This is a genomic window from Streptomyces sp. NPDC058464, assembly GCF_042721035.1.
Taxonomy (GTDB): Bacteria; Actinomycetota; Actinomycetes; order Streptomycetales; family Streptomycetaceae; genus Streptomyces.
Genome location: NZ_JBHXMA010000021.1, coordinates 106,207 through 118,370 on the forward strand (window position 1 = coordinate 106,207; position 12,164 = coordinate 118,370).

13 protein-coding genes are annotated in these 12,164 nt (G+C 70.7%); 9 read left to right on the forward strand and 4 right to left on the reverse strand.

Annotated elements, in window-relative coordinates:
- Window positions 1-120: 120 nt before the first annotated feature.
- The 4 genes from ACFWPQ_RS26640 to ACFWPQ_RS26655 all read right to left on the reverse strand — a co-directional run bounded on the left by ACFWPQ_RS26640 (window position 121) and on the right by ACFWPQ_RS26655 (window position 4,299).
- Window positions 121-1,575: a WGR domain-containing protein gene (locus tag ACFWPQ_RS26640; protein ID WP_384039641.1), complete on the reverse strand. Its 1,455-nt coding sequence runs from the start codon at window positions 1,573-1,575 to the stop codon at window positions 121-123.
- Window positions 1,576-1,709: 134 nt separating this feature from the next.
- Entirely contained in the window at window positions 1,710-2,768 is a 1,059-nt protein-coding gene (locus ACFWPQ_RS26645) for a glycoside hydrolase family 19 protein (protein WP_384039644.1), read from the reverse strand.
- Between the two features lie 209 nt (window positions 2,769-2,977).
- On the reverse strand, window positions 2,978-3,442 hold the full coding sequence (locus ACFWPQ_RS26650; protein ID WP_384039877.1) for a nuclear transport factor 2 family protein: 465 nt from the start codon (window positions 3,440-3,442) through the stop codon (window positions 2,978-2,980).
- Between the two features lie 2 nt (window positions 3,443-3,444).
- Window positions 3,445-4,299 carry an NmrA family NAD(P)-binding protein gene (locus ACFWPQ_RS26655; RefSeq protein WP_384039647.1) on the reverse strand — a complete coding sequence of 285 codons (855 nt, stop codon included), beginning with the start codon at window positions 4,297-4,299 and terminating at the stop codon, window positions 3,445-3,447.
- 112 nt (window positions 4,300-4,411) lie between these two features.
- Here ACFWPQ_RS26655 and ACFWPQ_RS26660 point away from each other — a divergent pair, with 112 nt between their 5' ends.
- The 9 genes from ACFWPQ_RS26660 (at window position 4,412) to ACFWPQ_RS26700 (ending at window position 12,124) form a co-directional block, all read left to right on the forward strand.
- Window positions 4,412-5,356 (forward strand): cupin domain-containing protein, encoded by a 945-nt coding sequence (locus ACFWPQ_RS26660; protein WP_384039650.1) that lies wholly within the window; start codon window positions 4,412-4,414, stop codon window positions 5,354-5,356.
- Window positions 5,357-5,489: 133 nt separating this feature from the next.
- Window positions 5,490-6,833 carry a 4-carboxymuconolactone decarboxylase gene (gene pcaC, locus ACFWPQ_RS26665; RefSeq protein ID WP_384039652.1) on the forward strand — a complete coding sequence of 448 codons (1,344 nt, stop codon included), beginning with the start codon at window positions 5,490-5,492 and terminating at the stop codon, window positions 6,831-6,833.
- A gap of 65 nt (window positions 6,834-6,898) precedes the next feature.
- Entirely contained in the window at window positions 6,899-7,534 is a 636-nt protein-coding gene (locus tag ACFWPQ_RS26670) for an MBL fold metallo-hydrolase (RefSeq protein ID WP_361301792.1), read from the forward strand.
- Window positions 7,535-7,570: 36 nt separating this feature from the next.
- Entirely contained in the window at window positions 7,571-8,350 is a 780-nt protein-coding gene (locus tag ACFWPQ_RS26675; RefSeq protein ID WP_384039656.1) for an exodeoxyribonuclease III, read from the forward strand.
- Window positions 8,351-8,366: 16 nt separating this feature from the next.
- Window positions 8,367-8,774, forward strand: a complete 408-nt coding sequence (locus ACFWPQ_RS26680) for a DUF6278 family protein (RefSeq protein ID WP_384039659.1) — start codon at window positions 8,367-8,369, stop codon at window positions 8,772-8,774.
- Window positions 8,775-8,910: 136 nt separating this feature from the next.
- Window positions 8,911-9,654 (forward strand): amino acid ABC transporter ATP-binding protein, encoded by a 744-nt coding sequence (locus tag ACFWPQ_RS26685; RefSeq protein WP_384039662.1) that lies wholly within the window; start codon window positions 8,911-8,913, stop codon window positions 9,652-9,654.
- An 18-nt stretch (window positions 9,655-9,672) separates the two neighbouring features.
- Window positions 9,673-10,623 carry a glutamate ABC transporter substrate-binding protein gene (locus ACFWPQ_RS26690; protein ID WP_384039664.1) on the forward strand — a complete coding sequence of 317 codons (951 nt, stop codon included), beginning with the start codon at window positions 9,673-9,675 and terminating at the stop codon, window positions 10,621-10,623.
- An 11-nt stretch (window positions 10,624-10,634) separates the two neighbouring features.
- Window positions 10,635-11,279, forward strand: a complete 645-nt coding sequence (locus ACFWPQ_RS26695; protein ID WP_384039667.1) for an amino acid ABC transporter permease — start codon at window positions 10,635-10,637, stop codon at window positions 11,277-11,279.
- Entirely contained in the window at window positions 11,276-12,124 is an 849-nt protein-coding gene (locus tag ACFWPQ_RS26700; protein ID WP_384039670.1) for an amino acid ABC transporter permease, read from the forward strand. The genes ACFWPQ_RS26695 and ACFWPQ_RS26700 overlap by 4 nt, the downstream gene beginning before the upstream one ends.
- Window positions 12,125-12,164 lie beyond the last annotated feature (40 nt).

Sequence of the window (12,164 nt, forward strand, 5' to 3'; positions counted from 1 at the left end):
CCCGCCGTCCGGCCGCACTCCGATCGAGTCCGGCCGGACGGCACAGCGCTTCACCGGATCGCGGCCTCACCGGATCGCGCCCTGGTGCCGACGACGTTCGCAGCGGTGTCCGGGGTCCGGTCAGAGCAGTCGCCGGATGTCACCGCGCACCCGGTAGAAGCCGCCGGCCGCCGTGTGCAGGGAGTCCACGACGTAGCGGGCCCCGGGCTCTCGTATCGCGCGCGGGAACTGGACGTTCCGCGCCTGGTCGTAGCCGTCGGACACGACGTGCACCCGGATCCGGCCCGCCTCCTGGACGCACTCCACGACGATCGACCCGGTGGGCGCCTGCGCGACCGTCGCCACCGCGCCCACGGTCGTGGCCGGTGCGTAGGCCGGCATCGCCGCGGCCAGCTTGACGTCCCGGGCCACCGGCACCGTGCCCTGCTGGGCCGCCGTGACGGCCGCCTCGCTCGCGTCCACGCAGACCAGCGAGCCGTCGGTGGTCACCAGGTAGAGCCGCTCGTCGTGGTACTGCATCGACAGCGCCGAACCGCCGCCCGTGCCCAGCTTCCACAACCGGGTGCCGTCCTGGTCGAAGCAGTAGACGGACGAGGCCGCGTCACCCGCGAACACGAACCGCCCGCCGGGCGAGGCCGCGCACGAGTACACCGCGCTGTCGCAGGTGTACGTCACCTCGATCGCGCCGGTCGCCTTCGACAGCCGCTGGACCGCCTTGTGCGCGGTGCCCGCGTACACCACGTCGCCCTCCTGCCAGCCGAACAGCACCCCGCCCTTGGTGGGCGTGTGCCACAACTCCCGGCCGCCGTCGGGGGCGTAGGCGGTGACGCCTCTGGTGTGGCCGTGGTAGACGGCCCGTTCGTCGGCGCGGACCATCCAGGCCTGCTCGCCCTGGCTGCGGCGGGCCCACTGGTGCTCGTCCTCGTGGTCGATGACGGTGAGCCGGCCGTCGCGGTCGGAGACGTCCAGCACGCCCTCGTGGATGTCCAGCCAGAAGATGTCGACGTCCGCCGCGATGTCGTAGGCCACGAAAGGCAGCTTCGAGGACAGGTCGTACACCTTGCCGTCGTCACAGCCGGCGTAGATCCAGAAATCGTCGGCGACCAGGCACTTCACGCCGTCCGGCAGGCTGAAGCGGGCCAGCACGCCGCCCTCGTGGTCCAGGGTGTACACATCGCCCGACTGGTTGCCGACCCAGCAGCGGTCGTCGTCGACGTGGATGCCGAACGCGGCGGAGCCGGTGCGGAAACGCCACAGCACGGGCGCGGTGGAGCGCGCGGTGGAGGGGGCCGAGGCGACCTGACGCCGGGTCACCGAACGCGGCGCGCGCTGTCCCTGTACGGCCGGGGCGTATCCCTTGCGGACCTTCTCGCCGACCTTCTTCGCGGCGGCGGCCCGGGCCTTCTCCGCCGTCGCGAACGTCGTCGTCTGCGTCTGTCCCCCGGCGCCGATCCGGCCGTACCGCACTGTCACGACCAGGTCGGCGACGGTCACCTCGTAGAACTTGTGCGCGGCGCCGTCCTCCTGGGACAGCTCCAGATAGGTCGTCGACACTGCGGCAGAACCGGTGGACATGGCAGACCAGACCCCTCCCCATACGGGTCCGCCGTCCGTCCAGCGGAACCCACTGATCAAACCGTAGACGGGGGCACTGACAACCAGCTTCCACCTGCAGGGATACAGCCCGCAGAGCGTGCTCGTGGGGGCGGTCAGCAGGTGAGGTTGGAGCCTGCGGGGACGCCGAGGACGGAGGTGAAGGAGAGGTAGTCGTTGACGCGGTCCTGCATCTCGGCGGTGTTGCCGCCGTTGCACTCGATGCTGCCGTTGATGCTGCGGATGGTCTCGCCGAAGCCCGCGCCGTTGACCATGGCGTTGTGTCCGGTCATCGTGCCGGGGCCCGTCTGGGTGTTCCAGTACCACAGGCCGGTCTTCCAGGAGATCGCCGCGTCCGAGGCGACCAGGCCGGGGTTGTCCAGCAGGTCGACGCCGAGGGCGTCGCCGGCGGCCTTGTAGTTGAAGTTCCAGCTGAGCTGCATCGGGCCGCGTCCGTAGTAGGCGTAGGTGCCGGCGGGGCAGCCGTAGGGCTCGCTCGCGCAGTAGTTCCCGGACTGGTCGACCTCGTTGATGTAGACGAGGCCGCCCGTCTCGTGGTCGACGTTGGCCAGGAACGCCGCGGCCTCCTGCTTCTGCACGGTGGTGCTGCCGGTGGTGGCGAACCCGGGGTAGGCGCTGAGCGCGGCCACCAGGCCGCTGTAGGTGTAGAAGGAGTTCCGGTTCGGGAACATCTGGTTGAACTGGGCCTCGCTGACCACGAATCCGCCGGTGCCGCCGCCCGTGCCTCCGCCACCGGAGCCGCCGGTGCAGGTGTAGGGGGACCAGTACCAGGTGCTGATGGTGGGGTCGTATCCCGGGTTGTCATGGGTGGCGATGTAGTACTGGCCATTGGGGCTGTACTTCACGACGGCGCCGGTCGCATAGGACTGTCCGGCCACCCAGGCGGGGTAGTTGCAGCTGCTGCCGGTGCCTCCTCCGCCGGAGCCGCCGCAGGCTCCCTGATCGGCCCAGACCGCGGCGACGCCGGGCGTCTCGCCCTGTGTCCACCACTTGGCCTGCCAGTTGTCGCCGTTGTAGGAGGCCGTCATGCCGCCGGTGTAGACCGCGCTGGAGCTCCAGGCGGCGGCGCAGTCCGCCGCCGCCGCGGGGCGCGCGGCGCCGAGGACGGTGAACGCGCCGAGGAGACAGGCCAGGACCGCGAGCAGAGCTGTCATGCACCTGCCATGCATGACCCTGCGGGGCCCGCCGGGCATGGTTGTGCTCATGTGCCACTCCGGAGGTAGGGGGTGAGTGGTGACCCCAGCAGCAAAGCGTGATTGGTCCAGACCAGTCAAGGGCCGGGTGACGACTTTTGTCGGTACATGACCCACCTCCTGGCAGCGCGGGGCGCGCCAGGAGGATCGGCAGGACGTCGTTCGTCGCGTCAGTGTGGCGCTGCCGGCCGGCCGAGGGCCTGGAAGACGGCGACGGGGTCGAGGTAGTCGCGCCAGTGCGTCACCTGGCGGTCCTTGACGGTGATCACGGAGACGAAGTGGTTGTCGTAGGCGCGTCCGGTGTGGACCGCCCGCCCGTGCACGGCGTACTCCAGGACGACCACGGACGTGCCGGTGTCGTGGTGGACCCGCAGCTCGTCCGCTCCGGTCAGGACCATCGCGTCGCCGTAGCCGCGGTACAGGTCGGCGACGGCGCGCCGTCCCTCGACCCGGCGCGGGTAGCCGGGGACGGAGACCACGTACTCGGTCACGACGTCCTCGGCCAGGAGGTCGAAGAAGTGCTCCCCGTCGACCAGGCCGGCCAGGCCCTCCTGGACGATCCGGAAGAACGGGTCCAGGGCCGCGAAGTCCCCGAGGTTCTCGATCGCGTTCTCGATGGCGTTCTCGCTGGGCATGGTCACACGGCCGCCGTCGCCGTCCAGGCGCGGGCGTTGCGCCGCGCGAACTCGCGGAAGGCGGTCGGCTTCCGGCCGGTGACCTTCTCGATGTCGTCGTTGGGCGTGGAGCCGTGGCCGGTGAGGATGGTGCCGGTCAGCCAGCGGAGCATCACCGCGTAGTCGGCGGGCACGATTCCGGCGGCGACGGCGCCGCCGATCCATGCCTCGGGGTCGAGGTCCTGATGCGTGACGGACTGTCCGGTCACGGCGGTGATGATGTCGGCGACCTCGGCGACCGTGAGTGCCTGCGGGCCGGTCGGCGCGTACACGGCGCCCTCGTGGACCTCGGGGGCGAGCAGCGTCTCGGCCGCGACGGCGGCGATGTCCGCCGCGTCCACGAAGGCCTCCCTGCCGCTGCCGGTGGGGACCGTGATCGCCCCGTCGACGACGGGCAGGTGGTCGTCGGTGAAGTTCTGCATCACCCAGGCCGGGCGCACGACGGAGTGGGTGAGCGTCGACCGGGCGGCCAGGTCGGCTTCCACGGCCTTGATGTCGATCTGCGGCGGTACGCCGTCGGCGCCGTAGGTGCTCAGGTAGGTGACGTGGCGTACCCCGGCGGCCTCGGCGAGGTCGAGGAAGGCCGCGGCCTGGTCGGCGTACGCGACCCGCATGACGGGCGTGACGAGGTAGAGGCTGCCGACGCCGCGCAGGGCGTCGGCGTGGGTCGCCGGGTCGTCCCAGTCGAACGGCACGTCGGCGCCGTGCCGGGCCGCGGTACGGACGCCGCGCCCCCGCTCGACGAGCCTCTTCGCCAGGAGCGAGCCGGTGCGGCCGGTGCCGCCGAGAACGAGCGTGGTCTGCGGTGATTCAGTCATGGCTCAAGCGTGGGAGAGACCGTGGGAGCGGATCAATGTGCGAATCGCTCGTTCTTTTACGTCAAACGCTCTGATCGTTGCCGATGGAGATCGCCCTGCTGATACTGGTCGTATGGACCTACTGCGTGATCACCTCGCGCGGGCTCGCGCCGGCGGCGCGGTGTTCGCCCGCACGGTCGCCGAGCCCCCGTGGGGGCTGCGGCTGGCCGGCACGATCCAGCTGTCCGTGCACACCGTCGTCCGGGGCCGGGGATGGCTGTGGTTCGACGCCGACGACCCGGGCCGCGCGGTGGAACTCATGCCCGGCGAGGTGACCCTCGTACGCGGCGGTACCGACCACTACATCGGCCACGAGCCCGGCACCGACTGCCTCGGACCGGAGGAGTTCAGGGCCCGGCACGCCACCGACGGGGAGTCGGACACCCCCGGGGCGACCGTGTTCCTCTGCGGCGCCTACCGGTTCTCCGGCGACATCGGCAACGGGCTGCTCACAGCCCTGCCGCGGGTCCTGACCCTGCAGGCAGCCGTCGGCGATCCGCTCAGGGACGTGATCGCCCTGCTCTCCCACGAGCTCGCCCACCCCGAACCGGGCCAGTCCACCGTGCTCGACCGACTCCTCGACGTCCTCCTGGTGCTCGCCATCCGCAGCGAGTTCCGCCGCAGCCCGAACGCACCCCGCTGGTACCGCGCCTCCGCCGACCCCCGCCTCGGCGCCGCACTCCAGGCCATGCACGAGGACGCGGGCCGTCCCTGGACGGTCCCCGAACTCGCCGCAGTCAGCGGCCTGTCCCGGGCCGCCTTCGCACGGACCTTCCACGAGGCGCTCGGCCAGACCCCCATGCAGTACCTGACGGACTGGCGCATGACCCTCGCCCGCGACCATCTGCGTACGGGCGACCTCGGCATGGCGGGCATCGCCCGGAGCGTCGGCTACAGCTCGCCCTACGCCTTCGCAGCCGCCTTCCGCCGCCACCACGGCGAGCCCCCCGGCGCCTGGCGGCAACGAGAATCCGGGCGCGACAAGGAATTTCAGGAGAGCGGCACCCACCTCCACTGAGCCCCGGTACGCGGCGGTCGTATGTGAAGCCGGGTGCAGGGGATCTTCGCGAAGCCGCCACGACGGGGGACGGCTTGCACGGGGATCGCACCCGGGTACGTGAGAAATCGTGAGATGTGGGAGCGTGAGCCGGGTGAGTGAGAGTACGTCCAACACCCTGCAATACCGTTTTGACGGGCCGGAAGAGGCCCCCGTACTGGTCTTGGGCCCGTCCCTGGGCACCACTTGGCACATGTGGGACCGGCAGATCCCGGAGCTGATCCAGCAGTGGCGGGTCTTCCGCTACGACCTGCCCGGGCACGGCGGTGCCCCGGCGCACCCGGCCGGTTCCGTGGCCGAGCTGACCGCGCGGCTGCTGGCCACGCTGGACTCCTTCGGCGTGCAGCGCTTCGGCTACGCGGGCTGCGCGCTCGGCGGTGCCGTCGGCGTCGAGCTGGCCCTGCGGCACCCGGAGCGGATCGCCTCGCTGGCGCTGGTCGCCACCTCGCCCCGGTTCGGGACGGCCGACGAGTTCCGGCAGCGCGGGGTGATCGTACGGACGAACGGCCTCGACCCGATCGCCCGGACCTCGCCCGACCGCTGGTTCACCGGCGGGTTCGCCGCCGCCCAGCCCGCGATCACCGAGTGGGCCGTCCAGATGGTCCGCACCACCGACCCCGGCTGCTACATCGCCGCCTGCGAGGCCCTGGCCGGCTTCGACGTACGGCACGAGCTCGCCCGGATCGGAGTACCGACGCTCGTCCTGGTCGGTTCCGACGACCAGGTCACCGGCCCCGCCGAGGCCCGCACCCTGGTCGCCGGGATCCCGGACGCCCGGCTCGCGGTGGTACCGGGCGCCTCCCACCTGGTCCCGGTCGAGCAGCCCGCGGCCGTCACCGAGCTGCTGGTGCGGCACTTCTCCGCCGCCTGGCAGCCCGCCTACGACTCGACCACCGGGCAGATCGCCATCCCGGCCGCTCCGGTCAAGCCGGTCCTGCTCGCGGCGCCCCAGGCCGTGCCCCAGGCCGTGCCCCAGGCCGTGCCGCAGGTCGCTCCCCAGGTCGCGCCGATCGCCGAGATCGCGCCGGCCGTCGTACCGCCCCAGCCGCTCGGGCGGCCCGACCCGTACGACGCGGGTCTGAAGGTCCGCCGGGAGGTGCTCGGGGACGCGCACGTGGACCGGGCGCTGGCGCAGGCCGACGAGTTCTCCGGCGACTTCCAGGAGTTCATCACCCGCTACGCGTGGGGTGAGATCTGGGACCGGCCCGGACTCGACCGGCGCTCGCGCAGCTGTGTCACGCTCACCGCGCTGGTCGCGGGCGGCCACCTGGAGGAGCTGGGCTTCCACGTCCGGGCCGCGCTGCGCAACGGCCTCACCCCGGGCGAGATCAAGGAAGTGCTGCTGCAGGCGGCGGTGTACTGCGGGGTGCCGGCCGCGAACAGCGCGTTCCGGGTGGCCCAGCAGATCATCCGCGAGGAGACCACCCCCGAGGGCTGAGGGACTGCCCGGCATCGGGGGGTTCGCCGAGGACCGGAGGGTGGGTCGGGGGCAGGATGGTGACCATGAAGCTCACCAAGAAGTCCCACGCGTGCGTGCGCCTGGAGAAGGACGGGCGCACACTCGTCCTCGACCCCGGCGGGTTCAGCGAGGAGGACGCGGCCGTCGGCGCGGACGCGATCCTGATCACCCACGAGCACCCGGACCACTTCGACGAGGGCCGGCTGCGGGCCGCTCTGGACGCCGACCCGGCCGCCGAGATCTGGACCCTGAAGTCCGTCGCCGACCAGCTCGCGGCGGCCTTCCCGGGCCGGGTGCACACCGTCGGCCACGGCGACACCTTCACCGCCGCCGGCTTCGACGTCCAGGTGCACGGCGAGCTGCACGCGGTGATCCACCCGGACCTCCCGCGCATCACCAACGTCGGCTACCTCGTCGACGGCGGGAAGGTCTTCCACCCGGGCGACGCCCTCACCGTCCCCGACCACCCCGTCGAGACGCTGATGCTCCCGGTGATGGCCCCCTGGAACAAGATCTCCGAGGTCATCGACTACGTCCGCGAGGTGAAGCCGCGGCGCGCCTACGACATCCACGACGCCCTGCTCACCGACCTGGCCCGGCCGATCTACGACCGCCAGATTGGCGCCCTGGGCGGCGCGGACCACCAGCGGCTCGCGCCGGGGGCCTCGGCGGACGTCTGAGGCCGGTTGTCAGAGGGGCCCGGTAGGTTGTGGGGCATGCGCATCGCGACCTGGAACGTGAACTCGATCACCGCCCGCCTGCCGAGGCTCCTCGCCTGGCTGGAGAGCAGCGGCACCGACGTGCTCTGCCTCCAGGAGGCCAAGGTCGCCGAGGAGCAGTTCCCGTTCGAGCCGCTGCGCGAGCTGGGCTACGAGGCGGCGGTGAACGCCACCGGGCGGTGGAACGGCGTGGCCGTGCTGTCGAAGGTCGGCCTGGCGGACGTCGTCAAGGGGCTGCCCGGCGACCCCGGCTACGACGGCAGTGTGGAGCCCCGCGCGATCTCGGCGACCTGCGGCCCGGTCCGGGTCTGGTCGGTGTACGTGCCCAACGGCCGCGAGGTGGACCACCCGCACTACGCCTACAAGCTCCAGTGGTTCGAGGCGCTGCAGGCCGCCGTCGCCGGGGACGCGGCCGGCAGCCGCCCCTTCGCCGTCCTCGGCGACTACAACGTGGCACCGGCCGACGACGACGTCTACGACACGGCCGCCTTCGAGGGCCTCACCCATGTCACCCCGGCCGAGCGCGCCGCGCTCACCGCCCTGCGCGGGACCGGCCTGACCGACGTCGTCCCGCGCCCGCTGAAGTACGACCACCCGTACACCTACTGGGACTACCGCCAGCTCGCCTTCCCCAAGAACCGCGGCATGCGTATCGACCTGGTGTACGGCAACGAAGCATTCGGCAAAGCCGTGAAGGACTCCTACGTCGACCGCGAGGAGCGCAAGGGAAAGGGCGCTTCCGATCATGCCCCGGTGGTGGTGGACCTGGAGGTGTGAGTGTCAACCTGGGACCATGAACATCCCCTTTCTGGGTAACAGGCACGGCAAGCCCGGTGACGTCCCGCACGTCGCCGACCCCGATCTGCTCGCCGAGTGCGAACTCCTGCGCGCCCAGGCGGCCGAGGAGGGTGTCGCGCTCGACGACACCCCGGCCTCGCTGGAGGCCCTCGACCAGCTGCTCCCGCGCTGGCGGGACGACGAGGACACCCTGATCTGGCTCGGCACCGACGCGGGCCTGTATCTGGGCACCGTCCTGATCCGGACCGTGCCCGGCGCCGAGTGGGAGATCCGGGCGGACGGGGAGCCGGTCGTACGGCTGGCGTCCGGGCGGGAGTTCGAGGTCGTCGAGTCGGGACACGACTGGGCCGCGAGCGGGGTCCCCGAGCTCTCGCAGCTCTACGCGGAGGTCGCCGAGGCCTGAACGACGGCGCCCCGCGCGCGACAGAGACGGCGTAAATACGGCTAATGCCCGAAAAGTGCGTGTCGTGCATCGAGCCCGCCCACGGCTGGATAGTTTGCGGCAACCACGACACAGCTGAGAGCGGGTAGGGCTGCGGATGGCCGTCGATCCTCTGATCGAACTGCGGGACGTCAACAAGTACTACGGCGAGCTCCATGTCCTCCAGGACATCGACCTCACCGTCGGCAGGGGAGAGGTGGTCGTGGTCATCGGCCCCTCGGGGTCGGGAAAGTCGACGCTGTGCCGGACGATCAACCGCCTGGAGACCATCGAGTCCGGGACGATCACCCTCGACGGGCGGCCGCTGCCCCAGGAGGGCAAGGCCCTCGCGACGCTCCGCGCCGAGGTCGGCATGGTCTTCCAGTCCTTCAACCTGTTCGCCCACAAGACCGCCCTGCAGAACGTCTCCCTCGCCCAGATCAAGGTCCGCGGACGCAAGAGGGACGAGGCGGACCGGCGCTCGCGTGAACTCCTCGACCGCGTGGGCCTGCTGGCGCACACCGAGAAGTACCCCGCACAGCTCTCCGGCGGCCAGCAGCAGCGGGTGGCCATCGCCCGTGCCCTGGCCATGGAGCCCAAGGCCCTCCTCTTCGACGAACCCACCTCCGCCCTCGACCCCGAGATGATCAACGAGGTCCTGGAGGTCATGCGGCAGCTCGCCCGGGACGGCATGACCATGGTCGTCGTCACCCACGAGATGGGCTTCGCCCGCTCCGCCGCCCACCGCGTCGTCTTCATGGCCGACGGCCGCATCGTCGAGGACCGCGCCCCGGAGGAGTTCTTCACCGCCCCGCGCAGCGAGCGCGCCAAGGACTTCCTGTCCAAGATCCTCAAGCACTGAGCGGGGAGCACACCACCCATGGTCCGTACGACCCGTACGCCCGGCTCCCGTCTGCCCGCCGTCCTGACTCTGCTCACCGCGCTGCTCGTCGGCGCCGGCGCCGTGTTCGGCGTCGCCGGCTGCGGCAAGGAGGGCAGCCCGCCGCGGAAGGGCCCCGCGGCCGACCGGCTCCCCGACTACGAGGTCGCGCAGGACTTCCGGCTGCCGGACTCCCCGACCTGGACCCGGGCGAAGAAACGCGGGTACTTCGTCGTCGGCGTCAAGGAGGACCAGCCCTACCTCGGCGAGCGGGACCCGGCCACCGGCGTCTACTCGGGCTTCGACATCGAGATCGCCAGGATGATCTCCGCCTCCCTCGGCCTCGACCCGAAGAAGATCCGCTTCCGGACCATCGCCTCCGCCAACCGCGAGACCGCCCTGCAGAACGGCCAGATCGACTACTACGTCGGCACCTACACCATCAACGACAACCGCAAGAAGCTCGTCGGCTTCGCCGGGCCGTACTACATGGCGGGCCAGTCCCTTCTGGTCCGCCGCGACGAGAACGACATCCACGGCCCCCAGGACCTCGCCGGCAAACGCGTCTGCTCGGCGGCCGGTTCCACGCCGTACCAGCGGATCAAGGCCGACTACCCGAAGGCGGTCCTGGTCGCCTACGACACCTACTCCGTGTGCGTCGACAACCTGCTCACCTACCAGGTCGACGCCGTCACCACCGACGACGCCATCCTCATCGGCTACGCGGCGAAGGCGCCTGACGAACTCAAGGTCGTCGGCAGGCCCTTCTCCGAGGAGCCGTACGGCATCGGCGTCCCCCGCGGCGACACCGCCCTGCGCTTCGCGATGGACGACGCATTGGAGGCACGTGAGAAGAACGGCGACTGGAAGAAGGCGTACGAGGCGACGCTCGGCCTGTCCGGCGTACCCGCCCCCACGCCGCCCCCGATCGACCGCTATCCCGCGAGCTGAGCGAGGACGGCATGAACGTACTGACAGACAACTTCCACACGTACGCCCAGGGTTTCCTCGGCACACTCGAACTGACCGTCTACTCCTCGGTGCTGGCCCTTCTCCTGGGCTTCCTGATGGCGTCCTTCCGGGTGGCGCCCGTCGGTTCCCTGCGGATCTTCGGCACGGCCTGGGTCACCGTGCTCCGCAACACCCCGCTCACGCTGCTGTTCTTCGCGGTGCTGCTCGGCCTGCCCCGGTTCGGACTGGTGCTGCCCTTCCAGGTGTTCGCGGTCCTCGCCCTCGGCTGCTACACCTCCGCCTTCGTCTGTGAGGCGCTGCGCTCCGGCATCAACACGGTGCCCAGGGGACAGGGCGAGGCGGCCCGCAGTCTCGGCATGACCTTCGGGCAGACCCTCCAACTGGTGATCCTGCCCCAGGCGTTCCGGTCGGTCATCCCGCCGGTCGGCTCCACCCTCATCGCGCTCGCCAAGAACTCCGCGATCGCGGGCGCCTTCAGCGTCACCGAACTCCTCGGCACCTACCGGACGCTGAGCGAACTCGGCTACAACATCGTCTGGACCTTCGTCTGGATCGCCGTCGGCTACCTGGTCATCACCCTCGCCATCAGCGCCCTGTTCAACCTGATGGAGCGCACCTGGGGAGTCGCCCGATGAGCGAGGCCACCGCGCTCTACGACATCCCGGGGCCCGCCACCAGGAGACGGCACAAGCTGTACGGAGTCCTGGCGACGGCCGTCCTCCTCGCCCTGCTCGCCTGGATCCTGTATCTCCTCTTCGACACCGGCCAGTTCACCTCCACGAAGTGGATGCCCTTCGCCTACCAGGGAATCCAGGAACTCCTTCTGCGGGGCCTCGGCAACACGCTCAAGGCCTTCGCGGCGGCGGCCGTCCTCTCCCTCGTGCTCGGCGGGCTGCTGGCCACCGGACGGCTCTCCGAGCACCGCCCGGTGCGCTGGGCGGCCACCGTCGTCGTGGAGTTCTTCCGCGCCATGCCCGTCCTGGTGATGATCTTCTTCGTCTTCGTGGCGCTGAAGGTCCAGCCCCTGCCCGCGCTGGTCGCCGGACTCACCCTCTACAACGGCTCGGTGCTCGCGGAGGTTCTCCGCTCCGGGGTGAACAGCGTCGAACGCGGCCAGCGGGAGGCCGCGTTCGCGCTCGGCATGCGCAAGACACAGGTCATGTCGTACGTCCTGGTGCCGCAGGCCGTACGGGCCATGCTGCCCGCCATCATCAGCCAGCTCGTGGTGGCCCTGAAGGACACCTCGCTCGGCTATCTCATCACCTACGAGGAGTTCCTCCATGCCGGGAAACTGATCGCCTCGAACCTCGACTACGATTTGCCCTTCATCCCTGTGGTGATGGTGATCTCGCCGATCTACATCGGGATGTGCATGTTGCTCTCGTGGTTCGCCGGCTGGGTGGCCAGGCGGGAGCAGCACAGTCCCAGGACCGGGGCCGCCGAGGTGGCCCCGGCCGAACCGGGGACGCTGCTGCCGTAGGGGGCAGCAGCCAGGGCCAGGCCCGGCCGGCGGCAGCCGG

Excerpts from the sequence above, each read along its gene's own strand:
- ACFWPQ_RS26640 (WP_384039641.1), bottom strand. The coding sequence starts at position 1,575 with ATGTCCACCGGTTCTGCCGCAGTGTCGACGACCTATCTGGAGCTGTCC.
- ACFWPQ_RS26645 (WP_384039644.1), bottom strand. The coding sequence starts at position 2,768 with ATGACAGCTCTGCTCGCGGTCCTGGCCTGTCTCCTCGGCGCGTTCACC.
- ACFWPQ_RS26650 (WP_384039877.1), bottom strand. The coding sequence starts at position 3,442 with ATGCCCAGCGAGAACGCCATCGAGAACGCGATCGAGAACCTCGGGGAC.
- ACFWPQ_RS26655 (WP_384039647.1), bottom strand. The coding sequence starts at position 4,299 with ATGACTGAATCACCGCAGACCACGCTCGTTCTCGGCGGCACCGGCCGC.
- ACFWPQ_RS26660 (WP_384039650.1), top strand. The coding sequence starts at position 4,412 with ATGGACCTACTGCGTGATCACCTCGCGCGGGCTCGCGCCGGCGGCGCG.
- ACFWPQ_RS26670 (WP_361301792.1), top strand. The coding sequence starts at position 6,899 with ATGAAGCTCACCAAGAAGTCCCACGCGTGCGTGCGCCTGGAGAAGGAC.
- ACFWPQ_RS26675 (WP_384039656.1), top strand. The coding sequence starts at position 7,571 with ATGCGCATCGCGACCTGGAACGTGAACTCGATCACCGCCCGCCTGCCG.
- ACFWPQ_RS26680 (WP_384039659.1), top strand. The coding sequence starts at position 8,367 with ATGAACATCCCCTTTCTGGGTAACAGGCACGGCAAGCCCGGTGACGTC.
- ACFWPQ_RS26685 (WP_384039662.1), top strand. The coding sequence starts at position 8,911 with ATGGCCGTCGATCCTCTGATCGAACTGCGGGACGTCAACAAGTACTAC.
- ACFWPQ_RS26690 (WP_384039664.1), top strand. The coding sequence starts at position 9,673 with ATGGTCCGTACGACCCGTACGCCCGGCTCCCGTCTGCCCGCCGTCCTG.
- ACFWPQ_RS26695 (WP_384039667.1), top strand. The coding sequence starts at position 10,635 with ATGAACGTACTGACAGACAACTTCCACACGTACGCCCAGGGTTTCCTC.
- ACFWPQ_RS26700 (WP_384039670.1), top strand. The coding sequence starts at position 11,276 with ATGAGCGAGGCCACCGCGCTCTACGACATCCCGGGGCCCGCCACCAGG.